25 protein-coding genes and 1 tRNA gene are annotated in these 24,510 nt (G+C 43.1%); 3 read left to right on the forward strand and 23 right to left on the reverse strand.

The genetic code is table 11. The features are described 5' to 3' along the window. Positions 1 to 23: 23 nt before the first annotated feature. Complete coding sequence (gene rpoB / locus OC530_RS07780; protein WP_262081038.1) at positions 24 to 3,635, reverse strand: DNA-directed RNA polymerase subunit beta; 3,612 nt, start codon at positions 3,633 to 3,635, stop codon at positions 24 to 26. Between the two features lie 416 nt (positions 3,636 to 4,051). On the opposite strand from rpoB, the gene OC530_RS07785 reads away from it, so the two are divergent. After that, positions 4,052 to 4,122 (forward strand) — tRNA-Cys (locus OC530_RS07785). A 246-nt stretch (positions 4,123 to 4,368) separates the two neighbouring features. Here the strand turns inward: OC530_RS07785 and OC530_RS07790 are convergent. The 11 genes from OC530_RS07790 to OC530_RS07840 all read right to left on the reverse strand — a co-directional run bounded on the left by OC530_RS07790 (position 4,369) and on the right by OC530_RS07840 (position 13,179). Continuing rightward, positions 4,369 to 5,700: a hemolysin family protein gene (locus OC530_RS07790; RefSeq protein WP_262081039.1), complete on the reverse strand. Its 1,332-nt coding sequence runs from the start codon at positions 5,698 to 5,700 to the stop codon at positions 4,369 to 4,371. Positions 5,701 to 5,854: 154 nt separating this feature from the next. Then, on the reverse strand, positions 5,855 to 6,679 hold the full coding sequence (locus OC530_RS07795) for a DNA/RNA non-specific endonuclease (RefSeq protein ID WP_262081040.1): 825 nt from the start codon (positions 6,677 to 6,679) through the stop codon (positions 5,855 to 5,857). Positions 6,680 to 6,717: 38 nt separating this feature from the next. Next, complete coding sequence (locus OC530_RS07800; protein ID WP_050236587.1) at positions 6,718 to 6,912, reverse strand: DNA-directed RNA polymerase subunit beta; 195 nt, start codon at positions 6,910 to 6,912, stop codon at positions 6,718 to 6,720. Beyond that, the gene (gene murA, locus OC530_RS07805; protein WP_262081041.1) at positions 6,899 to 8,182 is read right to left on the reverse strand and encodes a UDP-N-acetylglucosamine 1-carboxyvinyltransferase; all 1,284 of its coding nucleotides are present in this window, start codon (positions 8,180 to 8,182) and stop codon (positions 6,899 to 6,901) included. The genes OC530_RS07800 and murA overlap by 14 nt, the downstream gene beginning before the upstream one ends. A gap of 23 nt (positions 8,183 to 8,205) precedes the next feature. Then, the gene (locus tag OC530_RS07810) at positions 8,206 to 8,436 is read right to left on the reverse strand and encodes a DUF1146 family protein (RefSeq protein ID WP_261060071.1); all 231 of its coding nucleotides are present in this window, start codon (positions 8,434 to 8,436) and stop codon (positions 8,206 to 8,208) included. 57 nt (positions 8,437 to 8,493) lie between these two features. Continuing rightward, on the reverse strand, positions 8,494 to 9,531 hold the full coding sequence (locus tag OC530_RS07815) for a SepM family pheromone-processing serine protease (RefSeq protein ID WP_261060070.1): 1,038 nt from the start codon (positions 9,529 to 9,531) through the stop codon (positions 8,494 to 8,496). Further along, on the reverse strand, positions 9,515 to 10,003 hold the full coding sequence (gene coaD / locus OC530_RS07820; protein WP_261060069.1) for a pantetheine-phosphate adenylyltransferase: 489 nt from the start codon (positions 10,001 to 10,003) through the stop codon (positions 9,515 to 9,517). The genes OC530_RS07815 and coaD overlap by 17 nt, the downstream gene beginning before the upstream one ends. Continuing rightward, positions 9,993 to 10,532: a 16S rRNA (guanine(966)-N(2))-methyltransferase RsmD gene (rsmD, locus tag OC530_RS07825; RefSeq protein ID WP_000706954.1), complete on the reverse strand. Its 540-nt coding sequence runs from the start codon at positions 10,530 to 10,532 to the stop codon at positions 9,993 to 9,995. Before rsmD ends, coaD begins: the two co-directional genes overlap by 11 nt. A gap of 64 nt (positions 10,533 to 10,596) precedes the next feature. After that, entirely contained in the window at positions 10,597 to 11,589 is a 993-nt protein-coding gene (asnA, locus tag OC530_RS07830) for an aspartate--ammonia ligase (protein WP_261060068.1), read from the reverse strand. A 110-nt stretch (positions 11,590 to 11,699) separates the two neighbouring features. Further along, complete coding sequence (locus OC530_RS07835; RefSeq protein WP_049512950.1) at positions 11,700 to 12,383, reverse strand: Bax inhibitor-1/YccA family protein; 684 nt, start codon at positions 12,381 to 12,383, stop codon at positions 11,700 to 11,702. A gap of 55 nt (positions 12,384 to 12,438) precedes the next feature. Beyond that, positions 12,439 to 13,179 carry an RNA methyltransferase gene (locus OC530_RS07840; protein WP_049512948.1) on the reverse strand — a complete coding sequence of 247 codons (741 nt, stop codon included), beginning with the start codon at positions 13,177 to 13,179 and terminating at the stop codon, positions 12,439 to 12,441. Positions 13,180 to 13,212: 33 nt separating this feature from the next. On the opposite strand from OC530_RS07840, the gene OC530_RS07845 reads away from it, so the two are divergent. Both OC530_RS07845 and yidC read left to right on the forward strand, forming a co-directional pair. After that, positions 13,213 to 13,491 (forward strand): acylphosphatase, encoded by a 279-nt coding sequence (locus OC530_RS07845; protein WP_262081042.1) that lies wholly within the window; start codon positions 13,213 to 13,215, stop codon positions 13,489 to 13,491. 77 nt (positions 13,492 to 13,568) lie between these two features. Further along, entirely contained in the window at positions 13,569 to 14,495 is a 927-nt protein-coding gene (yidC, locus tag OC530_RS07850; protein WP_173269945.1) for a membrane protein insertase YidC, read from the forward strand. Positions 14,496 to 14,766: 271 nt separating this feature from the next. Here the strand turns inward: yidC and pflA are convergent, their stop codons facing one another. The 11 genes from pflA to OC530_RS07905 all read right to left on the reverse strand — a co-directional run bounded on the left by pflA (position 14,767) and on the right by OC530_RS07905 (position 24,509). After that, the gene (gene pflA, locus OC530_RS07855) at positions 14,767 to 15,561 is read right to left on the reverse strand and encodes a pyruvate formate-lyase-activating protein (RefSeq protein ID WP_049496248.1); all 795 of its coding nucleotides are present in this window, start codon (positions 15,559 to 15,561) and stop codon (positions 14,767 to 14,769) included. 71 nt (positions 15,562 to 15,632) lie between these two features. Next, complete coding sequence (locus OC530_RS07860; protein WP_262081043.1) at positions 15,633 to 16,937, reverse strand: diaminopimelate decarboxylase; 1,305 nt, start codon at positions 16,935 to 16,937, stop codon at positions 15,633 to 15,635. 66 nt (positions 16,938 to 17,003) lie between these two features. Continuing rightward, positions 17,004 to 17,831 carry a pur operon repressor gene (purR, locus tag OC530_RS07865; protein WP_262081044.1) on the reverse strand — a complete coding sequence of 276 codons (828 nt, stop codon included), beginning with the start codon at positions 17,829 to 17,831 and terminating at the stop codon, positions 17,004 to 17,006. Positions 17,832 to 18,097: 266 nt separating this feature from the next. Next, positions 18,098 to 19,039: a 3'-5' exoribonuclease YhaM family protein gene (locus tag OC530_RS07870; RefSeq protein ID WP_262081045.1), complete on the reverse strand. Its 942-nt coding sequence runs from the start codon at positions 19,037 to 19,039 to the stop codon at positions 18,098 to 18,100. Continuing rightward, the gene (gene rmuC, locus OC530_RS07875; protein ID WP_262081046.1) at positions 19,029 to 20,285 is read right to left on the reverse strand and encodes a DNA recombination protein RmuC; all 1,257 of its coding nucleotides are present in this window, start codon (positions 20,283 to 20,285) and stop codon (positions 19,029 to 19,031) included. Before rmuC ends, OC530_RS07870 begins: the two co-directional genes overlap by 11 nt. Position 20,286: 1 nt before the next feature. Beyond that, positions 20,287 to 20,949: a thiamine diphosphokinase gene (locus OC530_RS07880; RefSeq protein WP_050390951.1), complete on the reverse strand. Its 663-nt coding sequence runs from the start codon at positions 20,947 to 20,949 to the stop codon at positions 20,287 to 20,289. After that, positions 20,912 to 21,568, reverse strand: a complete 657-nt coding sequence (rpe, locus tag OC530_RS07885) for a ribulose-phosphate 3-epimerase (protein ID WP_262081047.1) — start codon at positions 21,566 to 21,568, stop codon at positions 20,912 to 20,914. Before rpe ends, OC530_RS07880 begins: the two co-directional genes overlap by 38 nt. 10 nt (positions 21,569 to 21,578) lie before the next feature. Continuing rightward, positions 21,579 to 22,457: a ribosome small subunit-dependent GTPase A gene (gene rsgA / locus OC530_RS07890; protein ID WP_164226878.1), complete on the reverse strand. Its 879-nt coding sequence runs from the start codon at positions 22,455 to 22,457 to the stop codon at positions 21,579 to 21,581. A 1-nt stretch (position 22,458) separates the two neighbouring features. Next, positions 22,459 to 23,331 carry a 16S rRNA (adenine(1518)-N(6)/adenine(1519)-N(6))-dimethyltransferase RsmA gene (rsmA, locus tag OC530_RS07895; RefSeq protein WP_172930845.1) on the reverse strand — a complete coding sequence of 291 codons (873 nt, stop codon included), beginning with the start codon at positions 23,329 to 23,331 and terminating at the stop codon, positions 22,459 to 22,461. Between the two features lie 250 nt (positions 23,332 to 23,581). After that, positions 23,582 to 23,875, reverse strand: a complete 294-nt coding sequence (locus OC530_RS07900; protein WP_171039689.1) for a hypothetical protein — start codon at positions 23,873 to 23,875, stop codon at positions 23,582 to 23,584. Next, complete coding sequence (locus OC530_RS07905; protein ID WP_000565529.1) at positions 23,868 to 24,509, reverse strand: ABC transporter ATP-binding protein; 642 nt, start codon at positions 24,507 to 24,509, stop codon at positions 23,868 to 23,870. The genes OC530_RS07900 and OC530_RS07905 overlap by 8 nt, the downstream gene beginning before the upstream one ends. Position 24,510: the final 1 nt, after the last annotated feature.

The following is a 24,510-nucleotide window of genomic DNA, read 5'->3' on the forward strand; positions in this document are numbered from 1 at the left end:
CCTTTCTATTCTAAGTGAGCTACTTATTCTTGTTCAGCAGCTTCTTCTGTTGCTTCCGCTTTTGTTGCTTTCTCAGCTTCTTCAGCTTCAAAGGCTGCTTTAGCCTCTTGGGCTGCTTTTTCGCGGGCTTTTTCAAGGTCATCTACGTGGATGACATCTTCGTCCATTCCTTCATCCAAGTCACGAAGTTCCACTTCTTGGTCATCTTCGTCTAGGACACGCATGTCAAGACCAAGAGATTGCAATTCTTTCACAAGAACTCGGAAGGATTCTGGAACACCTGGTTTTGGAATTGGTTTTCCTTTTGTAATAGCTTCATAAGCTTTCAAACGTCCGTTGATATCGTCAGACTTGTAAGTCAAGATTTCTTGTAGGACATTTGATGCACCGTAGGCTTCAAGAGCCCAAACCTCCATCTCACCAAAACGTTGGCCACCAAACTGAGCTTTACCTCCGAGTGGTTGTTGAGTAACGGTTGAGTATGGTCCGACTGAACGCGCGTGCAATTTATCGTCAACCATGTGGTGGAGTTTGATCATGTACATGACTCCGACAGAAACACGGTTATCAAATGGTTCACCTGTACGTCCATCGTAAAGGATCGTTTTGGCATCGCTATCCATACCTGCTTCTTTAACAGTTGACCAAAGGTCTTCAGAACTTGCTCCGTCAAAGACTGGTGTTGCGATGTGAATACCAAGAGTACGAGCAGCCATACCAAGGTGAAGCTCCATAACCTGACCGATATTCATACGTGATGGCACCCCAAGTGGGTTCAACATGATATCGACTGGAGTTCCATCTGGAAGGTAAGGCATGTCTTCTACAGGAACGATACGAGAGACAACCCCTTTGTTTCCGTGACGTCCGGCCATCTTATCTCCGACCTTGATCTTACGTTTTTGAGCGATGTAGACGCGAACCAGCATATTAACACCTGATTGCAACTCATCTCCATTTGCACGTGTAAAGATCTTAACATCACGAACGACACCATCGGCACCGTGTGGTACACGAAGAGAAGTATCACGCACTTCACGAGATTTATCTCCGAAGATAGCGTGCAGGAGACGTTCTTCAGCGGAAAGGTCTTTCTCACCCTTAGGTGTTACTTTACCTACAAGGATATCACCTTCTTTAACCTCAGCACCGATACGGATAATCCCCATTTCGTCAAGGTCTTTAAGGGCATCTTCACCAACGTTTGGAATTTCACGAGTAATTTCTTCAGGCCCAAGCTTTGTATCGCGTGTTTCTGATTCGTATTCTTCAAGGTGGACAGACGTGTAGACATCGTCTTTAACCAAGCGTTCGCTCATGATAACGGCATCCTCGAAGTTGTAACCTTCCCAAGTCATGTAGGCAACGATTGGGTTTTGTCCAAGCGCCATTTCTCCATTTTCCATAGAAGGTCCGTCAGCGATGAAATCACCTTTTTCAACGGCATCACCAACTTTAACAAGCGTACGTTGGTTGTAGGCAGTACCTGAGTTTGAACGACGGAATTTTTGAATGTGGTAAACGTCCAATGAACCATCTTCACGACGAACTTCTACCTTGTCAGCATCTGCGTAAGTAACTTTACCATCATACTGAGCAATCACAGCCGCTCCAGAGTCATGAGCTGCTTGGTATTCCATACCAGTACCAACGTAAGGTGCTTGAGGATTGATCAATGGCACAGCCTGACGTTGCATGTTGGCTCCCATGAGGGCACGGTTGGAGTCATCGTTTTCCAAGAAAGGAATACATGCCGTCGCAACGGCAACTACCTGTTTTGGTGATACGTCCATATAGTCAACAACATTAGCTGGATACTCTTGGTTAACCCCTTGGTGACGTCCCATGACAACTTTCTCAGCAAATGTTCCATCTTCATTCAGACGAGAATTAGCCTGTGCTACAGTATATTCATCTTCTTCATCGGCTGTCAACCAAACGATTTCGTTCGTAACAACGCCTGTTTCACGGTCAACTTTACGGTATGGTGTTTGAACAAAACCATATTTGTTCAAGTGTCCGTAAGATGACAAGTTATTGATCAAACCGATGTTAGGTCCTTCAGGTGTCTCGATTGGACACATACGACCGTAGTGAGTGTAGTGCACGTCACGTACTTCATACCCAGCACGGTCACGTGTCAAACCACCAGGTCCTAAGGCCGACAAACGGCGTTTGTGAGACAACTCAGAAAGCGGGTTGTGTTGGTCCATGAACTGTGACAACTGTGATGAACCAAAGAATTCTTTAACCGCAGCTGTTACAGGACGGATATTGATAATTTGTTGTGGTGTCAAGACTTCATTATCCTGAACAGACATACGTTCACGGACATTACGTTCCATACGAGAAAGTCCAAGGCGTACTTGGTTAGCAAGCAATTCACCAACCGCACGGATACGACGGTTCCCAAGGTGGTCGATATCATCTACACGGCCAAGTCCTTCAGCCAAGTTGAGGAAGTAGCTCATCTCAGCAAGGATATCTGCAGGAGTGACGATACGAACCTTGTCATCTGGATTGGCATTACCAATAATAGTTACGACACGGTCTGGATCAGTTGGTGCAACAACCTTGAATTTTTGAAGAACAACTGGCTCAGTCACAACAGCTGCATCATTTGGAATGTAAACAATCTTGTTCAAATCACCATCCAAATAGCTTTCAATACTTTCAATCACACTACGAGTCATGATTGTACCAGCTTCTACCAAGATTTCTCCGGTTTCAGGGTCTACCAATGGCTCAGCAATAGTTTGGTTAAGCAAGCGTGTTTTAACATTGAGCTTTTTATTGATTTTGTAACGACCAACTGCTGCTAGGTCATAGCGACGTGGATCAAAGAAACGAGCCACAAGCAAGCTACGTGAGCTTTCAGCAGTCTTAGGCTCACCTGGACGAAGGCGTTCGTAAATTTCTTTCAAGGCTTCGTCTGTACGAGAGTCCATTGGATTCTTGTGGATATCTTTTTCAACAGTGTTGCGAACCAATTCGCTATCACCAAAGATATCAAAGATTTCATCATCACCTGAGAAACCAAGGGCACGAACCAAGGTCGTAAATGGAATCTTACGAGTACGGTCGATACGAGTGTAGGCGATGTCTTTTGAGTCGCTTTCAAGTTCCAACCAAGCTCCACGGTTAGGGATAACAGTTGATCCATAGCCCACTTTACCGTTTTTATCAACTTTATCGTTAAAGTAAACACCTGGTGAGCGGACCAACTGAGATACAATAATACGTTCACCACCATTGATGATGAAAGTACCCATTTCTGTCATGATTGGGAAATCACCAAAGAAAACTTCTTGGGTCTTAATTTCGCCTGTTTCTTTATTGATCAAGCGGAAGGTTACAAAAATTGGTGCTGAGTAGCTAGCATCGTGGATACGAGCTTCTTCTAGCGTGTATTTTGGTTCCTTGATTTCATATCCAACAAATTCCAACTCCATTGTGTCTGTGAAGTTTGAAATTGGCAATACATCTTCAAACACTTCCTTAAGGCCGTGGTCTAGGAAAGCTTTGAATGAATCAGTTTGAATTTCAATCAAATTTGGTAAGTCAAGAACTTCTTTGATTCTTGAAAAACTACGACGGGTACGATGTTTCCCGTATTGAACGTCATGTCCTGCCAAGATGATTCTCCTTTGTAAATAAGTTCCAAGCCTTGTCAATCAGGCTATTGATTATCGTCATTGGGTTGTAAAACCTCTATCACCTTGTCCTCTTGATAAATTTTCAGAATCTTTAAGTCTTTGTTACAAATGCTCGAAATCCTGAAAAAAAGCACAAAAAGAGCAGCTAAATCTGACTTTTTCAGAAGATTTAACTGCTGTGAGTCTTGTCTGGACAATATTTCAGACAAAACCTACGACAAATGATTACTTATATTATACCCTATTTAGCTAGATTTTTCAAGGGGATTCAGTAGATTTTTGGTAATCTTTTTCCCATAGAAAACTTAGCATCACATTCGAATCACACTATAGTACAAAAAACTGAAAAAGCTATTGACTGAAAATCATTTTCAAGGTATAATAAGAAACGTTAAGGCGGTATAGCCAAGTGGTAAGGCACGGCTCTGCAAAAGCTTGATCGTCGGTTCAAATCCGTCTACCGCCTTCTATAACTTGATTTATCAGGTTTCAAATGAACAGAAAGCCCAATTTGAAGGGCTTTTTTTATTTTTTCTTCTGATAAATACGGATAGTTTTGGGGCAAGTTTGGGGCTGAGTTTTCCCAGAATACGACTTCCCTATGAATTAACCGAAATAGACTCCAGTCTCTCGTGCTCTTTGCTATAAAGTCATTAAAGAACCTTTGAAACTGAAAAAAGCTTCGTCACGCCTGGTGACAAAAGCCTCTAGTTTACTCTGTTTCTTCTTCTATTTCGACTTCTGTAATTTGGACTTTTACCTTGGTAACACGTCCATTTTTCACCTTATCATTGGTTAGGATAAGCTGTTTGTTTTGGCTGACTAATTCATAACTGAGTTTTTCAGTCGTTGGAATGGTTCCAATTCCTGTCAAATAATAACCAGCGATGGTATCAACGTCATCACTTTCCAGTTCAACATCAAAGTAATTATTGAAATCATTGAGGGTCATAGTTCCTTGAACAATGTAGGTATCCTCGCCAATATGATGAACATCTATTGCTGCTTTGTCCGTTTCATCATCAATTTCACCAACAATTTCCTCTAAAAGGTCTTCCAAGGTCACCAAACCAGCCATCCCACCGTATTCATCCAGCAAGATTGCCATTTGTCTTTGGGTATTTCGCAATTCTTTTAACAAGTCATCCACAAAAATGGTTTCAGGAACAAAAAGTGGATCTTGTAAGATTTTCTTCCAAACAATATTATCAAAACCGTCCACAAAACCAGCCTTAAGGAGACTCTTGGTGTGAATGATGCCAATCACATTGTCCTTATCCCCATCATAAACCGGGATACGAGAATAATTTTGTTTTAAAATACTTTGGATAATGGCTTGACTATCATCCTGAATATCCACCATAAAGGCATCCGTTCGAGGAACCATAACCTCTCGCGCCATCAGTTCATCGAGCGAAAAGACACCTTGTAGCATCTCAATCTCATCAGCATCCAATGTTTCTTCACTATTTGTCAGCATATAGGCAATTTCATCACGGGTCATTTTTTCATCTGCATCATCGAATGACATAGGAGTCAAATGGCTCAAGAAATTGGTCGAAGCAGCTAAAAGCCAAACAAAAGGACTGACTAGTTTTCCGATCCCAATGATAACCGGCGCTGTACGAATCGCCAAGGCATCCTTTAGATTAAGAGCGATTCTCTTAGGATATAATTCCCCAAAAACGATGGAAATATAGGTCAAAAATGCCAAGGATAGAAAAGTTGCCACGGCTTGTGCTGTTTCGCCATTCCCAAGCCAAGAGGCAATCACACGTCCTAGAGTATCAGCTAAACTCGCCCCTGATAAGATTGTAATCAGGGTGATTCCTACCTGAATGGTTGATAAAAAGTGGTTAGGATTTTCTAGTACCTTCAGCAGGCGGATGTAGCGTCTGTCTCCTTCTTCCGCCTTTTGTTCAACCCGCGCACGGTTAAGAGAAACCATGGCCATTTCTGTGGCTGAGAAAAAGGCATTTAATACCGTCAAGATAAACAATAAAACAAATTGTAGCAACAAATTCTGACTACTTGGGTCTTCCATAGTTCTTCTCCTAAAATAGTATCTTGTCACTTATTATATCACAAAAATTAGCTCAGTACATATTATTTTTTCTCAGTGTCTATTCTAGTTCTACTTAAATTGTCCAAAAAAGAACTCCTACATTCACAAGTGACATAGGAGTTTATTTTGTATTTTACTGAGTAACAGTGACTTCTCCAGTTCGGTAATCCAGTTGAAGCCCTTTTTGAACATTGGGAACTAGGACATTAAATTCCAATTCTCCATCCGAAGACTTGGCTTCAATCTGTGAAGCTGAGGGAACTAAATCCTCGTTTGAAGCGTAGTAAAGGGTTACACGGTAACGGACACGCTTGTTTTGGTCCAAGGCTTTACGCACCTTGCTTTCATAGTAGTTTTGACCAGTCGAATCCTCGGCTTGCGCCTGATTTGCCCAGGCTGTTTGAACAGCAATGTTTTTAGGATTGCTTGTCGAGGCATCAAAACCATCCAAGCCACCGATTAAGGCATAGCCTAACAAGTGACCTCTATCGACCGCATGGGTATAAGAGCCCTTTAGATTCTTGACCTGATGCCAACCTGGAGGAGTCCAAGATGTCGAACCATTCCCAGTTTCTTCACGATTCTTGTACTGGCGAGTGGCCTTAGACAAGAGCGCATTAGCTACGGTTGGTACGGTTTCCTTGCCCACTGTCTTTGTTTTATTATCAGCGTAGGGCTTACTTGAAACCTTGGCATTTAGGTTTGTTTTATTACCATTGACGATAAAAGCACCAGCCCCGTTCCACTCAAGACTCCCTTTTATTTGGCTTTTGACTGCATCTGTTAAGACGCTTTCTGCCAATTCTTGACCAGGCGCGTCTGGTGATTGACTTTTCTGACTTATTTTTGTCTTAGCAGCCTGATTGCCTAGTTCATTCTGCTTAATATAATAGCTCCCTGTAGATAAGAGCAATAACACTAGCAGTCCGATTAGTGTCTGTCTTGTTTTTTTGTTCATATTTCTCCTTATCTTTAGAAAAAGACTGGTCTCCCAGCCTAATTTCCTGTAAATTTATGAATCAATTCCTGCCATTTTGCTGGAGACAGGATAGCCCATGGATCTTGACCCTTGCCCAAGATTCCATAGCCGACCATTAAGCCGATTCCTAGGGCTAGAAGCCCTAAAATCAGTACCAAAATAACTAAAAGTAAACGCTTGATTACGTAGCTTGATTTCTTATTCTTCTTCATCACTTGCCTCAATCCGCTGAATCTTAGCACCTAGCTGCTCCAACTTCTCATGGAATCGGTAGTAACCTCTATCCAAGTGAACCAATTTACCGACCACAGTTTCTCCCTGTGCTACCAAACCTGTCAAAATCAAGGCTGCACTGGCACGAAGGTCAGTTGAAAGAACTTCTGCTCCCTGCAAAGCCTGTCCACCAACAATACGAGCTGTATCACGGATAATTTCCGAGTGCAAGCCCATGCGTCGCATTTCTTCTAGGTGTTGGAAACGATTTTCGAAAACTGTCTCCACCATGGTTGATTCGCCTTTTGCGACTGTCATCAAGGCTGTAAATTGAGCCTGCATATCTGTTGGAAATCCTGGGTGGGGCAAGGTTTTTACATGAACAGCTTTTAGATTTTCTAGTTGAGAACGAACACGAATTCCTTCAGTCTCCTCTGTCACTTCCACTCCCATTTCAAGCAATTTGGCAATCAAGGGACGGTTGTGCTCCCAAACAGCGTCTCGAATCAAGACATCACCACCAGTCATGGCAGCAGCTACCATAAAGGTTCCTGCTTCGATACGGTCTTGGACTACATTGTGAGTCGTACCATGAAGTTTCTCAACACCAGTAATGGTAATAGTCTCTGTACCAGCCCCTTTGACCTTGGCTCCCATTTCATTGAGGAGAATGGCTAGGTCGACAATCTCAGGCTCACGCGCAGCATTTTCAATCACTGTCACACCATCAGCCAGAGTCGCTGCCATCATCAAGTTCTGCGTAGCACCAACACTTGGAAAGTCCATATAGATATGGGCACCATGTAAGCGTTCTGCCTTGGCTTCGATATAACCAGCAGTCTGGCTTATCTTAGCCCCCATAGCTTCCAGACCTTTCAAATGAAGATCGATAGGGCGACTACCAATCGTACAACCGCCTGGCATGGATACCTTGGCATGACCTACACGGGCAAGGATTGGCCCCAAAACAACGATGGATGCGCGCATCTTGCTGACATACTTATAAGGGGCTTCCTCAGTGATGTCGCCAGTAGCATCCACCTCAACAAGATGGGCTTCCTCATCAAAGTCAACCTTGGCATTCAAACCACCAACCACCTGATTCATAATAAAGACATCCGACAAGATCGGTACATTCTGTAAGACTGTCTTTCCTTCACTTGCTAGAATAGTCGCTGCCAACAAGGGCAAGACTGCATTCTTTGCTCCTTCGATGGTTACACTTCCTACCAGACGATTATCCCCACCTTGAACCACAATTTTGTCCATACTCGTTTCCTTTACTCTTGATTTTATAATAATCCTCTAAGCGCTTCTTGCCACAACTGATATAGGCTGATAAAGAAAGAACTCAGGATGTAGCCCATGACAATACTGAAAAGAGCTATCAATAAACGGACTTTTCTTGTATTCTCAGCTGTCACTTTTAAAACCTTTTCCCATCTAACAAGATCCTTTAAAAGATAAAAACTCACATAAATAAAGAGCATATGACTGCTTAGAGTGAATAATAATTGAACCATTTGACTATTATACCATCTTCTCTGTTTGTGCGCTAGTTTGGAAACTTCACTCAAAAATTAGGGATTGTTTTTCAAGTAATCAATTGCATCTTGTAGGGTTTTAACAGGCACGATTTTCATATCTGTCTTGATTGTTTTGGCTGCTTCTAGGGCTGTTTGGTAGTTGTTTTTTGCATCCGGGTGTGCTTTTTGTTCTTCTTCGCTAACAGGGTTATCAGGGGCAAAGAAAATCGCGGCACCTTCTCTAGCCGAAGCTACAACTTTCTTATCAATACCTCCAATGTCCCCCACATTCCCATCACGGTCAATGGTTCCTGTACCAGCAACGATACGACCATTACGAAGACCTGGGTCAGCTATTTGGGTATAGATGGCCAGACTAAACATGAGACCAGCACTTGGTCCGCCGATACCAGCTGTTGAAAAGCGAATTGGGACATCACTGGTTACTTCTGTACGGTCAATCAAGCCGATTCCAATTCCATTTTTGCCATTTTCCAAGGTGATAATCTTACCTTCTGCGGACTTGGTTTGCCCATCCTCTTCATAGGTGACCTTGACGGAGTCCCCTAGTTTTTGAGAATTGACGTAATCAATCAAGTCTTTGGAACTGTCAAAGGTTTGATCATTGACTGCTGTGACCGTATCGGAGATGTTGAGAATCCCTTTAAAGGTCGAATTATCCGTCACAGTCAAGACATAAACCCCAAGGTATTTAAGTTCAATATCCTTACCAGCTGTTTTTAGCCCTTGATACTTGGCCATATTTTGCGATGTCTGCATGTAGAATTGATTGATCCGCATAAATTCAACATCGGAAGAACCACCTGTGGTCTCCTGGGCACTACGAATATCTGTAAAAGGCGTCAACCAAGCATAAACCATATGAGCTAATGTGGCATGCTGGACACCAACCGTAACAAAGTGATAGGCACCAGCCGCCTGATCTTCTGTGTCATTGATTTTGAGGACTTGGCGAATATCTTCCGAACCACCTGGAACCTCTATATAGTATGGCAAGGGCACTACAAATGCCAAGAAGGTCACAATCAAGGCCGCAATGACATATAAGGGCCATCTAATCTTTTTTTTCATTTCTTATTTCCTCCAAAATACTCTCAGGAACATAGCAGGCAACATCCTGACCAAACTTCAAAAGCTCTCTAACACCGGATGAACTGATATAGAGATGTTCAGGTCGGCTATGTAAATAAATAGTCTCCATATCAGGAGACAGCTGATGGTTGTAGTAATCAAAACTGGCTTCATATTGCAAATCCACCGCATTCCTCAAACCCCGCACCAGGCAAGTAGCTCCCAGTCTTTTTGCGACATCAACCACCAATTCATCATGAGAAGACACAACTTCAACATTTTCCAAATGTTTCACAGCCTTTTCTAACCCCCGTTTACGATTTTCGATAGGGAGAAATCCCTGTTTGTGGGGATTAAAAAAAATACCGACATAGAGCTTATCAAAGAGTTTGCTAGCCCGTTCAATCATATCCAGATGCCCATTTGTCATCGGATCAAATGAGCCTGTGAATAAGCCAATCTTATCTGACATAGACTGTCACCTTACTAATTCCATAAATCTTTTCCTTCCAGATGCCCAGGCAGGCAATTTCTTCTGGAAGTTCAACGGCCTTATCCGTCTCACACACGACCATGACATCTTCAGAAAAAAGCTCCCTCTCAGCCATTTTTTCAATATCTGCTACGATTTGTTCCTTGGCATAAGGAGGGTCTAAGAAAATGAGGTCAAATTCCCCAGATACCTGTTCCAATGCCCTTTCTGCATCCATCTTGAGGAGTTGAAATTTTCCAACTTCCTTGGTCATCTGAATATTTTCAGCTACGATAGCCTGAGCCTTACGGTCTCGTTCCACCAAAACAGCGCTGGACATGCCACGCGATACTGCCTCGATAGATAAACCACCACTACCTGCATAAAGGTCTAAGACGCGTCCCCCTTCAAAGTAGGGACCAATCATGTTAAAAATAGCTCCCCTAACCTTATCCGAAGTTGGTCTTGTCGTCTTACCTTCTAGTGTCTTAAGGGGACGTCCCCCATAGATTCCTGATACGATTTTCATACCGTTTATTATACCAAATTATAGGCGAAAAGAGAAAGAAAACCGAACCTTGCGGTTCGATTCTCTACAAAATATTTTCGTAAGTATCGCGAACTTCTTGAGGCCAAACACTTGTTTGCACCTCTCCGATGTGTTTCTTGCGAAGTAGGAACATGGCCATACGAGATTGTCCAATTCCTCCACCGATTGTCAATGGGAATAGGCCATTCAACAAAGCCTTGTGCCATTCCAATTCCAAGCGGTCTTCATCACCTGTGATGGCGACCTGACGGCGAAGCGTTTCTTCATCTACACGGATTCCCATAGAGGACAACTCAAAGGCTCCACCCAGAGACTCATTCCAGACAAGAATATCACCATTTAGACCCTTGTAGCCATTTTCAGACTCACTTGTCCAGTCATCGTAGTCTGGTGCACGTCCATCGTGCGGTTTACCGTCTGGCAACTCGCCACCGATACCGATCAAAAAGACGGCACCAAATTCTTTACAGATCTCATTTTCACGCTCTTTTGAAGTCAAGTCTGGGTAGCGTTCTACCAACTCTTCTGTGTGGATAAAGGTGATTTGTTTTGGCAAGATAGACTCGATGTCATAACGGGCTTCAACAGCTAGCTCAGTCAGGCGAATAGCCTTGTAAATCTTCTCAACTGTTTCTTTTAGATAAGCGATATTCCGTTTACCATTTGGGATAACTTTCTCCCAGTCCCACTGGTCAACATAAACAGAGTGGGTCGCATCCAACGAGTCTTCGTCCGGACGAAGGGCCTTCATGTGGACGAAAAGACCTTCACCTTCACCGAAACCAAAACGAGCCAAGGTATGGCGTTTCCATTTTGCAAGCGAATGCACCACTTCATAAGTAGCATCAGGGATTTGGAGAACCTTGACCGATACGGCATTCTCAACACCTGATAAGTTGTCCTGCATCCCGTCGCCGACCCTGCTCAAGATAGGACCTTGAACTTCGACAACTTCTAACTTATCTTTCAAATACTGGGTAAAAGTGTTTTTGACAAAGGAAATTTCTTCTTGTTGATGGATAAAACTTTTCTTCATAAACTACTCCTCAAAAATTAGTTAAAAGCATTATACACCTATTTCCAAGAAAAGAAAAGAGAAAATTTAAAAAAATCAGTGTCACTCAAAACACTGATTTCATAGACCTTTTAGTCATTGCGACCGAAGATACGTAGAATACTTAGGAAAAGATTGATAAAATCAAGATAGATGCTGAGAGCCATTGACACAACCCAACCTGTCGCTACACGACCTTGTGATTGTTCATAAGCAAGGCGAATCTTTTGGTTATCCCAAGCAATCAACCCTGAGAAGACCAAGACCATGGCCACGCTAATCATATAATCAAAGAAACCACTAGCCAAGAAAATATTGACTACCATAGCAATCAGTAAACCAATGAGAGCTGCCATCATCGCTCGACCAATCCCACTCAAATCTTTCTTAGTGAACATACCAACTGCCGCCATGACAAAGAAGAGAAGGGCGCTTGATACAAAGGCAGATAAAACTGTACCTGGAGTATAGAAAGCCACCACAAAACTGAGGGTAAAGCCGTTTAATACTGAGTAAAGTAAAAATACTGGAAGAGCCGCTGGACTATTTCTTGAAGCCATGCTACTGGCAACGAAAACTAAGGCCAACTCTGCAAAAGTAGCAATGGTCAACCAGAGACGCCCCTGCATCAAAAAGTAAACCAACTGAGATTGAAAGACCGTCAACATAAGGCCTGATACCAAAGCGGATAGTCCGATTCCCAGACCAACAAAGGCATAAACCTTAGCGTAAAATTGATTGAGACCTGCGCGGTCGTGAATAATAGTGTGATTCATCCTTTTCTCCTTTTCTATGAACATCTTTCCTTGATTATAGCAAAAAAAGTTAAAATTAACTTAAATGGAAGACTAAAATACCGGCTGCAACCGCAACATTCAAACTCTCGGCCTGCCCCTTCATGCTAATATGGACCAACTGGTCTGCACTTTCAGCCATAAGGGGACTAATTCCTTGACCCTCATTTCCCATGACTAGTACAAAATTTTCTATAGAAGGCAGTTCTCTGTAATCAACAGAATCTTTAGATAGGGTTGTTGCTAGCACTGGGATAGCTACCTCTTTGGTTTCCTTAAGAAGCGCTTGACTAGACATCCGGTAAATGGGCAGATGAAAATGACTGCCTTGCATGGAACGTAGAGTCTTGAGACTAAAGATATCTGCCGACTTTTCTGAAACAATCACTCCAGTAAAACCTGCTGCATCTGCAGTTCGAATGATAGTTCCCACATTACCAGGATCTTGCACATCTTCCAAAAACAAGAACTTGCCCTGACTCAAATCAACTTGTCCTACTTCTTCTTTTTGAACCACGGCAACAATTCCCTGTGGAGTCTGAGAATCCGCCAAATCTAGCAAAATATCCTCTGACACCCAGACAGTTTGCGGAAAAGCAACTAACTGATCTCGGTAATTTTCTAGGGCAAAGATTTTCTCAATCGTCACTCCAGCTTGAACAGCTTCTTCAAACAAGTGCCAGCCTTCAATCAAATAAGCAGACTTGCGGTATTTTTTTTGGTGTAATTTCTTGGCATTTTTTACCACAGAATTGGCTTTTGAGGTTATAATAGTCATAGAAATATTATAACACAATCAAAGGGGTTTGGTATGCAAAAGGTTAGAATGATTGCCCAAGGTAGGGTGCAAGGAGTCGGCTTTCGTTGGGGTGTTTACAGCTTGGCACTTGAAATTGGTGGCATCACAGGTCGGGTATGGAATAACGACGATGGCACAGTCGAAATCTTAGCCCAAGCAGACTCATCTGCTATCATAGCAAAATTTATCCAAGAAATCCGCAAAGGACCCACACCTTTTTCAAAAGTCAGCTATTTAGATGTCAAACTAAGCAACTTTCCTCCCTACTCTGACTTTAAAATCGCAAATTAGGTCTCCAGAACTATTGTATATTTTGTAAAAAAACAGTAGAATAGAAAGGTATAATTTTTAAAGAAGGAATAAAAACAGTGAAATCTATTAAACGTTTTGCACTCTCGGCTATGGGAGTGGCTATGTTGCTAGTCTTAACTGGCTGTGTTAGCGTCGATAAAACCACAGGTCAGCCAACAGGAGTCATTTGGAATACTTTCGGAGCGCCTATGGCTGAAGCTATCAAGTACTTCGCCAATGATAAAGGTCTAGGCTTTGGTGTCGCTATCATTATCGTAACCATTATCGTGCGCTTGATTATCTTGCCACTTGGTATCTACCAATCATGGAAGGCAACGCTTCACTCTGAAAAGATGAACGCCCTCAAGCACGTCCTTGAGCCACACCAAACGCGTCTCAAAGAAGCAACTACTCAAGAAGAAAAACTCGAAGCCCAACAAGCTCTCTTTGCTGCTCAAAAAGAGCACGGCATCAGCATGTTTGGTGGTGTAGGATGTTTCCCTCTCCTCCTTCAAATGCCTTTCTTCTCTGCAATTTACTTTGCTGCCCAACATACTGAAGGGGTTGCTCAAGCAAGCTACCTAGGAATTCCTCTAGGCTCTCCAAGTATGATTTTAGCTGCCTGCGCTGGTGTCCTTTACTATCTTCAATCACTCCTTTCACTTCACGGAGTAGAGGATGAAACGCAAAGAGATCAAATCAAGAAAATGGCTTACGTGAGCCCAGTCATGATTGCCGGCTTCTCCCTCATTTCACCAGCCAGTGTCACACTTTACTGGGTTGTCGGTGGTTTCATGATGATTCTCCAACAGTTTATCGTCAACTATATCGTTCGTCCAAAACTTCGCAAAAAAGTCCGTGAAGAACTGGCCAAGAACCCACCAAAAGCAAGTGCTTTCTCTAAACCAAGTGGACGAAAAGACGTTACCCCTGAACAACCAACTGCTATCACAAGCAAGAAAAAACACAAAAATCGCAACGCTGGAAAACAACGTTCGAGATAAGAAGAAAAAGGCTTAGCTGATTTGCTAAGTCTTTTTTGCAAGTCATACTCTTCGAAAATCTCTTCAAACCACGTCAGCTTCGCCTTGCCGTACGTATGGTTACTGACTTCGTCAGTTCTATTCACAACCTCAAAACAGTGTTTTGAGCTAACTTCGTCAGTTCTATCTACAACCTCAAAGCAGTGCTTTGAGCAACCTGCGGCTAGCTTCCTAGTTTGCTCTTTGATTTTCATTGAGTATCAAAAGCCCGATGTTTCCATCAGGCTTCTTTTTATCCATGTACACGTTTCATATAGTCTTGGTAACTTTCGGTATCCATGAGTTGTTTAGCGTTCTTGACGCGGTCTGCTGTCGGTGGTTTAACCCCTTCGAGTGAATAAGGAATTCCCAATTCACGCCATTTGAATTCTCCCATGGTGTGATAAGGTAGAATTTCAAACTTATCAACATTTTTGAGGGTCTTGACGAACTTACCAAGTTCAATCAAGTCATCATCTCTGTCTGTCAAACCTGGAACTAGCACGTGGCGAATCCAGACAGGTTTTCCAATATCTGATAGATACTGGGCACAAGCCAGAATGTTTTTATTGGTTTGGCTAGTAACAATCTTGTGCTGTTCTTCGTTGATTTCCTTGATATCCAAGAGAACCAAGTCAGTGACAGCCATGAGTTTGTCAAACTTTTCAAGGTAACGTGGTTTATTACGGAAAGGAAGGGCACAGGTGTCCAAGGTACAGTGGATTCCTTTTTCCTTGGCCTTGGTAAAGAGGGCAATCAAGAAATCAATTTGCAAGAGGGCTTCTCCCCCACTGACAGTGATTCCTCCCTTGTCTCCCCAGAAACCGCGGTAGCGCAAGGCTTCTGTCAAGACATCATCTACCGTCCGTTCACGTGATTTATTGGATTCCATAGCCCAAGTATCTGGGTTATGGCAATACTGGCAACGCATGTGACAGCCCTGCAAAAAGACAATAAAGCGAATACCAGGGCCATCTACCGCCCCAAAACTTTCTGTCGAATGCACCATTCCTGTCACTTGTCCATAATCAATTGTTTCTTCAGACATATCGTTACCTTCCTTGAAAACGTTTTATAGTTTTATTATATCACGACTTGAAGGAAAAACAAGGTTTTTGCCTATTTTTTAGAAAGCAAGCTGTTTTTCAATTTCATTTTCAATCTATTCTCAGATTCTTCTTCAAAATCAAAACCATACAAGGTTGCAAAGTAGTCCTCAGGGCGCTCTGCTCGGCGAATTTGACGGGCCTTACCTTCTTCGGTATAGAGGATTTCTGCAGAACGAAGTTTGGCATTGTACTGGTAGCCCATTGAAAATCCGTGAGCACCTGTATCATGAATGACCAGCAAATCACCGATTTCTGTATGAGGCAGTTCGCGATTGACTGCAAATTTATCATTGTTTTCGCAGAGTGAGCCGACCACATCTACCACTTCAGCTAGTCCATCTGGATGGGTCACGTTAGTAATATGATGGTAGGCTCCGTACATAGCTGGACGCATGAGGTTGACTGCTGATGCATCCACACCGAGATAGGTACGGTAGGTTTCCTTCTTATGAGTGACTCTTGTGACTAAAGCTCCATGAGGGGCTAACATAAAACGACCCAATTCAGTAAAAATCTTAACCTGATCAAGACCTGCTGGCGTAAGAACCTCTTCATACACCTTACGAACTCCCTCACCAATCAAGGCGATATCGTTCGGCTCCTGCTCAGGACGATAATTGACACCAATACCGCCAGAAAGATTGATAAAGTCTAGCGAAATGCCCAACTTTTCTTTGATTTCAACAGCCAATTCAAAGAGCTGACGCGCCAACTCTGGATAATAGAGATGGATCACGGTATTGGACGCTAGGAAGGAGTGAATCCCAAAAGTCTTGGCTCCTTTTTCCTTCAAGATGGCAAAAGCTTCAAAGAGCTGATCCTTGGTCATGCCAAACTTGGCTTCTCCAGGATTGTCCATGATGTCTGTTCCCAGTTCAAAAACGCCTCCAGGATTGTAACGACATGAGATGATTTCTGGAATGCCTGCTGCTCTCTCCAGATGTTCAATATCTTCAAAGGCATCCAAGTTAATGGTCGCACCCAATTCACGCGCATAGGCGTATTCCTTGTCTGGCGTGTTGTTAGAAGAGAACATAATCTCAGAACCAGAGAAATCCAGTTTATGACTCATCAAAAGCTCTACATAACTAGAGCAGTCCACACCACAGCCTTCCTCTTGGAGAATTTTTAAAATAGCTGGTGTTGGAGTAGCCTTAACTGCAAAATATTCCTTAAAGCCCTTGTTCCACGAAAAGGATTGATTGACGGCTCTTGCCTTCTCACGAATTCCCTTCTCATCATACAAGTGAAAAGGAGTCGGGAACTCGGCAACAATCGCTTCTAAGTCTTCTTTATTGATAAATGGTGTTTTCATAAGTTTCCTTCTATTCTATTTGCAAAGAAAGGCTGGGACAATCGTTCCAACCTCTAGTTCTATCTCTTATTTATCTTCGTCAAAGATATTGCCAACCTCAACATCGATAGCTTGGTTCTTGACATCAATATTGGTTACCTTCAAGAGTGACTTGTAGTCAAACTGCTTTTCGCGTTCTTCTTGAGCATTATCCGCAAAGACCGCTACACCTGCCAATTCTGAATCAAACTCACGCAAGAGGCTGATCATCCCATTGACAGTTCCGCCACCTTTCAAGAAGTCATCCACAATCAAGACACGGCTGCCTGCCTTGAGACTACGTTTTGAAAGGAACATTTTCTCAATGCGGTCACCACTTGAACCTGAAACATAGTTGACGCTAACAGTTGAACCTTCGGTAATTTTCAAGTCACGGCGCACAATGACAAAGGGAACATTGAGGACATTGGCAACTGCATTTGCAAGTGGAACCCCCTTAGTCGCTACTGTCATAACCGCGTCAATCTTTTGGTCCATAAAGCTCTTGGCAATAATGCGACCAATATTTTTCAAGATGGCTGGTGTGCTAAGCAAATCAGACAGGTAGATGTAACCACCTGGCAAGATACGGTCACTTTCTGACAACTTGGCACACAAGTCTTCAACCATTTCCTTAGCATCCTGACTCGAAATAGACGGTGTAAAGACAACACCTCCGCCAGCCCCAGTTACAGTCTGGATGTGACCAATTTCGATTTCCTCAAAGGCTCGTTTGATAATGACGATATCTTCTGATATGGATGATTTAGCAGATTCATACTTTTCAGCAAAAGTATTGAGACTAGTTAGTTTATAAGGATTATTAATCAAATAGTTGGAAATGACAACCATCCGATCACTTCTTCTTAATTTCATTTCTATTTCCTATTCCATTTTTATTCAAAAAATCAAAAAGCAAACTAGAAAGCTGGTCGCTGGTGGTTCAAAACACTGTTTTGAGATTGTCGATAGAACTGACAATTCCTGTAATATACATGTATATATACATACGACAAGGCGATGCTACCCTAGTTTGAAGAGATTTTTGAAGAGTATTCATTTTTGTCTTTTATTTATTATACCATATTCACATAAAAAAACGAACATTCTTATCCTAAAAAATGCTCATTTTTCTTAAATTATTAATCTAAATCTGGTTTATAGAAGGAACGATTATCCATAGCGAAGATTTTATTGGTCATCTCTCCTTTATCCACCAAAGCAAGAGCTGTTGACATCATCATCATGCTTGCATCCAGATTGTCAATCATATGGATAATCTCTGCTTCCATAATGCGTGGACGGACTGGGCTTCCATACTCAAGTAAGCCGTGGTGACTGAGGATGACATGACGAAGCAGAACGACTTCTTCCTTGGTATCATCGATACCGAGTTCCATCACTGTCTTAGTAATTTCGCTATCAATTAGAGCAATATGCCCAAGGAGATTACCTCGTACTGTATACTCAGTCTGGTCTGGTCCAGTCAACTCGATGACCTTAGCCAAGTCATGCAGCATAATCCCCGCATAGAGCAGGCTCTTATTGAGCTGAGGATAGACTTCGCTAATAGCATCTGCCAAACGCACCATGGTTGCAGTGTGGAAAGCCAAACCCGTTTCAAAGGCATGGTGGTTGGTCTTGGCTGCTGGATAAGAATAGAATTCCTTATCGTACTTGGTGTAAAGATTTCGGACAATTCGTTGCCAGACAGGATTTTCTATTTTGAAAATCATTTGCGACATGTAGTCACGAATTTCCTTGACATCAACTGGCGACTTGACCTTGAAATCAGCTGGGTCATTTGGTTCGCCAGGTTGAGGCAAGCGTAGGGTGATTTGATTGACCTGTGGAGTGTTGTTATAAACTTCTCGGCGCCCTTTCATGTGGACAACCTTACCTGCGGTAAAGGCCTCAATATTATGAGGTTGGGCATCCCAGAGTTTCCCATCAATCTCGCCACTATCATCTTGGAAGGTAAAGGCTAGGTAGTTTTTCCCAGCTCGAGTTTGCCTCAGGTCAGCTGACTTGATTAGGTAAAAGCCTTCAAACAGCTCATCTTTTTTCATGTGACTAATCTTCATATTCTTCCTCATTTTCTTGGAAATGGAGTAAATCAAGCGCAGGCTCACCTTCTGACAACTCAATGTGACGGAGCGTCCGCTCGATAGCTGTGGTGCGACGGTTTAATAATTCATCAATATTGCCAGAGGCATGTTGGAGATGCTTTTGTGCCTTGACCAGAATACCACCAAACTTGCCAAACTCCGTCTTGACGCTGGCAAGGGTCTTACTGATATGGTCGGCACTCTTTTGGATATTGAGAGTTTTGAATCCAACTGATAGGGAATTGAGGAGAGCTGACAGGGTACTTGGCCCTGCGACAATAATCTGCTCCTCCCGTCTCAAATCATCAAAGAAGACCGGATTTCGGACAATTTCTGAGTAGAGACCTTCTGTTGGAACAAACAAGACTCCAAAATTGGTCGTCCGAGGTGGTGCTATGTACTTGTTCCTGATATCCTTGGCAAAGCGCTTGACGCTTGCTAGGAGTGACTTGCGACAGCGTTCAATCTCATCCTTGTCACCAGCTTCATAGGCTTCTTCCAAGCGGTAATAATCTGCCAGTGGAAACTTGGAGTCAATCGGTAAGTAGACATATTCCAGGTCACCCTGTCCAGGCAGCTTGATGGCATACTCCACTCGTTCACTGGAGTTTTCAACCGTTGCATATTCTCGTTCGTACTGGGCAGGTGTCATGATGTCTTCGATGATTTGCCCCAGTTGCAATTCTCCAAGAATCCCTCGCGTCTTGGTTCCAGAGAGAACCTTGTTGAGGGTTCCGACATCGCGGGCAACTGTCTGCATTTCTCCAAGGCCACGATTGACCGACTCCAGTTGTTTGGAAACTGTCTCAAAGGAAGCCTGCAAGCGTGTCTGCAAGGTCTTTTCTAACTTTTCCTCGACCGTCTGGCGCATTTGTTCCAAACGTTGCTCATTGGATTCCTGTAAAGCTTGGAGACGTTGGTCAGTCTTATCCCTGGTTTGGAGGAGATTCTCAGTCATTTCTTGACGGACTTGCGTCAGACCTTGGTGCAATTCTATTCTCACCTCTTGCAAACGGTCACTGACAGCCACTTCCAAATCTTTTTGATCTAGCTGGCTGGCTTGCCTGGCTTGTTCAAAGCGGTAGTCCAACTGGTCTGACAAGTGATCTGCCTGATCCTCCAAGCTCTTACTGAGATGTTTTTCCTGCTTATCCTGCCTCTGCCAAATCAGAAAGAGTCCAGCTAGGTTGGCAATCAATAATAGAACAAGTAAACTTTCCATCCTACCTCCTGTCCTTACTATGCAGCACAACCACATAGCCATCTGGGCAAGTCACTGACACTTCCCTATCTATATATTCGTTAGAAGCGTACACTTTTTTAAAGAAAAAATTTTCCTCTGTCAACTCATACTTAGCACCGAGAATAGTCAGCTGGCTATCCCGAACTGGCATAAAGGCAAGATAGTCGTAGTCTGAACGAGGTTGAAGCTGACTGGTCCCTTCTGGACAATAGGCAATCAAATTTTGCCCATCCTCAATTTCTATCTGGCGCATATAAGGTGCCAACCTGGGATTGCTAGGCAGAAAGACGTTAGCCAGCATATGATCAATACGACCACCCAAGGCACCGAAAATAGTGACCTCAGCCTGAGGATTTTTCTCAAAGATGGTTAAGAGAGCCAACTCCAAATCGGTATCATCTTTTTCTGGTCTTGCTTGGACAAAATGCTGGGCACGTTTTTGAATCACCTGTCGCTCTTCTTCGGTCACAGAATCAAAATCTCCAACTGCTAGAGCAAGAGGCAAGTCTTCTTCCAAGACCCAGAGCGAGCCTCGATCCACACCAACAAAAGCATCAAAGTCCGTCCGATAATGACCACGGTCTCCGCCTGCAAAAACGGCAACCTTAGTCCAGTTGTTTTCTGAGAGTTTGTACTCGCTCATTGACATCTCCCTTAAAGACATAGGAACCTGCTACAAAAACTGTCGCACCAGCTTCTTTGGCTTGGGCAATAGTTTGATCATCAATCCCGCCATCCACTTCAATCTCAAATTTCAAACCTTTTTCCTTACGAAGTGCAACCAACTCACGGACCTTATCCATGGTTTCAGGTAGAAAGGCTTGCCCACCAAAGCCTGGGTTAACTGTCATGACTAAAACTTGGTCAACTAGGTGAAGGACATGCTTAATCGCCTCGACAGGCGTACCAGGATTGATGACAACTGATGGCTTGACACCGAGTGAGCGAATTTTTTGGAGGGCGCCATGAATATGAGGTGTCGCTTCCACATGAATGCTGATGATATCCGCACCTGCACGCGCAAAATCCTCTAAATGATGCTCAGGATTAGCTACCATCAAGTGGCAATCGAAAACCATCTTACTATGAGGACGAAGACTCTCGACCACACCCGCACCAAAACTGATTTGTGGCACAAAATGACCGTCCATAATATCAATATGGGCATATTCTGCCCCTGTTGCTTCTAGGCGTTTGATTTCACGTTCAAAGTTGGCATAATCTGCTGCCAGAATTGACGGAGCAATCTTGTATTGAGACATAGGTTTCTCCTTATTTTGGAATTTTTTTGCTGACTTTTTTATAGGTTTCTCTGCGATTTTCAATCTCACTGAGGAATTGCAGGTAGTTGTCAAAACGGAAGGACGCGATGACTCCCTCGTCGACTGCTGGCTTCACTGCACAGGACGGCTCGTGGGTATGGGTACAAGTACGGAATTTACAGTCTCGACTGACAGTAGCAATCTCTGGGAAGGCCTGATTGAGGTCTTCAGCCGTTGTTACTTCATAATCCAGTGATGAAAAGCCTGGTGTATCTGCGATTTTACCCCCATTAAGATTGTAAAAACTAACTGCTCGAGTAGTGTGGCGCCCGCGACCCAGACTGTCTGAAATTTCTCCTGTTTCAAGATTGAGATCTGGTGCGATTTTATTGAGAAGAGTTGATTTCCCAACACCTGTCTGCCCCATAAAAACTGTAACCTTACCTGTTAATAAAGGCAGGAGTTCCTCTTTGCTGGTCACAAAGTCATAGCCGATGTCACCATAGGTCTGCTGGTAAAAATCCAGTTCTCCCCCGTCTTCCAACAAATCCATTTTAGAAATATAGACGATGGGATGAATACCCTTATGCTCCAAAAGAACCAAGAAACGATCCAGCAAATTGCTGTTAAAATCAGGTTCCTTGACGGACATGATTACTACAGCTTGATCAATATTAACAATAGGCGGACGGACTAGACTGTTTTTGCGTTCATGAATCTTAAGGATATATCCCTCAGAGTTTTCCTCGGCAGAGAAATCTACCCAGTCCCCAACGTAAGGGGTATGCCCTTTTTTACGGAAATTCCCACGCGCCCGTGTTTGATAGACCTGACCATCACTCTCTACATAGTAGAAGCCTGCCAAGGCTTTAATAATTTGTCCCTGCATCTTAGAGTCCTTGCCCTTTAAGTGCGTCTGCTAGGCTGGCAAATTCTTCCAAGCTGAGAGCTTCCCCACGTACACTTGGTGACAAACCTGCTTGGTCCAAGGCCTTGGTCAGCTTGTCCTTGACTTCCTCAGTCTTGCCAAAGTAACCTGTCAAGTTATTCCATAAGGTCTTGCGACGATGAGTGAAACTTGCCTTGGAAACCTTAAAGAAGAAGTTCTCGTCTTCTACTGCTACAGCTGGCTCTGGACGACGCACCATTTTCAAGATGGCTGAGTCCACGTTTGGCGCTGGCACAAAGACCGTACGAGGTACGATAAAGGCAACCTTGGCTGTCATGTAGTACTGAACCGCAATCGACAAGCTACCATAAGCCTTGGTATTCGGTTGGGCTGAGATACGATCTGCCACTTCTTTTTGCATCATGACGACAAACTCACTAAAAGGAATGCCACTCTCAATCAAGTGAATGAGAATAGGCGTTGTGATGTAGTAAGGCAAATTAGCCACTACCTTGATTGGCAGGTCAGGATTTTTGAAATTCTGGATATGTTGCGCCAAGTCTACCTTGAGAATATCCTCGTTGACTACGGTCACATTATCAAAATCACGCAAGGTATCTGCCAAAATCGGTACCAAACGGTGGTCGATTTCAAAAGCCATGACCTCTGCTGCACGCTCAGCCAAAAACTCCGTCAAGGCACCAATACCTGGGCCAATTTCAATGACATTAACTTGGTCATCAATCTCAGCCGTATCCACGATTTTTTGTAGGATATTGGTATCCGTCAAGAAGTTTTGCCCGAAAGACTTTTTAAAGGTAAAACCGTGACGCTCCAGCACTGCCTTGGTCACGCTATAATCTGCAATTCTCATCTATTCTCTTTTCTATTATCTGTTACTACTATTGTAACACATTCCCCTTGTATTTTGGGGGTGAAAATCATACCAAAAAACTATCTTCCCTCATGAAGAAAGATAGTCTTGAAAATCTTTAAAGGGGGAATTAGCGCTTCTCTCGAAACATCCGTTCATACTCTTCGAAAATCTCTTCAAACCACGTCAGCTTCACCTTGCCGTACTCAAGTACAGCCTGCGGCTAGCTTCCTAGTTTGCTCTTTGATTTTCATTGAGTATCAAAAAAATCAGCTTCCTGATAACTTCGATTTTCGGGTAGGGTCAAATCTACATCCTCCTCCACATCATCCACTGTCAGTTCAACCGTTTGAGGTAAATTTTTCAAACGATAATGCTTTTGTCTTTGCACTTCAATGCTAGCAAAATCAAGCAAATAGCCATTCACTCGGATTTGAACTAAAAGAAGATGATTGGTCATGTTTTCCATGATGAGAATATCTTCTAAACCACCTCTGGCACTCGGATAATCAGATACCCTGCGAATACGGATTTTTTCACACATGAGCAAGCTCCCTCATATCAATAATTTCATCGGCCTTATTCCAGACTAGGGGATTATGGGTCGCAATGATGATCATTCGATTTTCATCTTTCAATCCCACCAAGAGATTCATAACCTCCTCTGAATTTTCAGGATCAAGAGCTGCTGTTGGTTCATCTGCCAAAATCAAGGGTGGATTTTTCAAAATAGTCTTCGCAAGGGCAACTCGTTGAGCCTCTCCCCCAGATAAAGTATAAATTTTTTGTTCTAGATCCAAATACCCTAGATTAACTTTTTCTAAAGCCTCCACTTGCCTTTCCAAACGTTCGACTTTTGAAATTTTCTGACCGACAAAGCCCAAATCCAAATTCTCTTTGATTGATTGGTTTTCTAAGAGGCCAAAATTTTGAAAGAGATAGCCCATCTGGTCTCGAAAATACTCACGAGTGGGAATGGTTTTTAAATCTTTCCCCTGATAGAGAACCCTTCCTCCATCTATCTTTTCTAGCTTTCCTAAGATATTCAGCAGCGTCGTCTTTCCGCTCCCACTCTTCCCGATTAAGGCATAGACCTTGCCCTTCTCCAGCTTGAGATTCAAACCAGAGAAAATCGCGCGGTCATTAAATTTCTTTTCCAATCCTTGAATATCAATCATC

Source organism: Streptococcus sp. Marseille-Q5619 (assembly GCF_946901205.1).
Taxonomy (GTDB): Bacteria; Bacillota; Bacilli; order Lactobacillales; family Streptococcaceae; genus Streptococcus.

Excerpts from the sequence above, each read along its gene's own strand:
- pflA (WP_049496248.1), bottom strand. The coding sequence starts at position 15,561 with ATGTCTGAAGAAACAATTGATTATGGACAAGTGACAGGAATGGTGCAT.
- OC530_RS07840 (WP_049512948.1), bottom strand. The coding sequence starts at position 13,179 with ATGACTATTATAACCTCAAAAGCCAATTCTGTGGTAAAAAATGCCAAG.
- murA (WP_262081041.1), bottom strand. The coding sequence starts at position 8,182 with ATGGACAAAATTGTGGTTCAAGGTGGGGATAATCGTCTGGTAGGAAGT.
- rsgA (WP_164226878.1), bottom strand. The coding sequence starts at position 22,457 with ATGCAGGGACAAATTATTAAAGCCTTGGCAGGCTTCTACTATGTAGAG.
- OC530_RS07815 (WP_261060070.1), bottom strand. The coding sequence starts at position 9,531 with ATGAAAAAAAAGATTAGATGGCCCTTATATGTCATTGCGGCCTTGATT.
- rmuC (WP_262081046.1), bottom strand. The coding sequence starts at position 20,285 with ATGGAAAGTTTACTTGTTCTATTATTGATTGCCAACCTAGCTGGACTC.
- OC530_RS07845 (WP_262081042.1), top strand. The coding sequence starts at position 13,213 with ATGCAAAAGGTTAGAATGATTGCCCAAGGTAGGGTGCAAGGAGTCGGC.
- OC530_RS07790 (WP_262081039.1), bottom strand. The coding sequence starts at position 5,700 with ATGGAAGACCCAAGTAGTCAGAATTTGTTGCTACAATTTGTTTTATTG.
- OC530_RS07795 (WP_262081040.1), bottom strand. The coding sequence starts at position 6,679 with ATGAACAAAAAAACAAGACAGACACTAATCGGACTGCTAGTGTTATTG.
- asnA (WP_261060068.1), bottom strand. The coding sequence starts at position 11,589 with ATGAAGAAAAGTTTTATCCATCAACAAGAAGAAATTTCCTTTGTCAAA.
- OC530_RS07870 (WP_262081045.1), bottom strand. The coding sequence starts at position 19,039 with ATGAAGATTAGTCACATGAAAAAAGATGAGCTGTTTGAAGGCTTTTAC.
- purR (WP_262081044.1), bottom strand. The coding sequence starts at position 17,831 with ATGAAATTAAGAAGAAGTGATCGGATGGTTGTCATTTCCAACTATTTG.
- OC530_RS07880 (WP_050390951.1), bottom strand. The coding sequence starts at position 20,949 with ATGAGCGAGTACAAACTCTCAGAAAACAACTGGACTAAGGTTGCCGTT.
- rpe (WP_262081047.1), bottom strand. The coding sequence starts at position 21,568 with ATGTCTCAATACAAGATTGCTCCGTCAATTCTGGCAGCAGATTATGCC.
- OC530_RS07900 (WP_171039689.1), bottom strand. The coding sequence starts at position 23,875 with ATGTGTGAAAAAATCCGTATTCGCAGGGTATCTGATTATCCGAGTGCC.
- OC530_RS07835 (WP_049512950.1), bottom strand. The coding sequence starts at position 12,383 with ATGAATCACACTATTATTCACGACCGCGCAGGTCTCAATCAATTTTAC.
- rsmD (WP_000706954.1), bottom strand. The coding sequence starts at position 10,532 with ATGAAAATCGTATCAGGAATCTATGGGGGACGTCCCCTTAAGACACTA.
- OC530_RS07860 (WP_262081043.1), bottom strand. The coding sequence starts at position 16,937 with ATGAAAACACCATTTATCAATAAAGAAGACTTAGAAGCGATTGTTGCC.
- OC530_RS07905 (WP_000565529.1), bottom strand. The coding sequence starts at position 24,509 with ATGATTGATATTCAAGGATTGGAAAAGAAATTTAATGACCGCGCGATT.
- OC530_RS07800 (WP_050236587.1), bottom strand. The coding sequence starts at position 6,912 with ATGAAGAAGAATAAGAAATCAAGCTACGTAATCAAGCGTTTACTTTTA.
- coaD (WP_261060069.1), bottom strand. The coding sequence starts at position 10,003 with ATGTCAGATAAGATTGGCTTATTCACAGGCTCATTTGATCCGATGACA.
- OC530_RS07810 (WP_261060071.1), bottom strand. The coding sequence starts at position 8,436 with ATGGTTCAATTATTATTCACTCTAAGCAGTCATATGCTCTTTATTTAT.
- rsmA (WP_172930845.1), bottom strand. The coding sequence starts at position 23,331 with ATGAGAATTGCAGATTATAGCGTGACCAAGGCAGTGCTGGAGCGTCAC.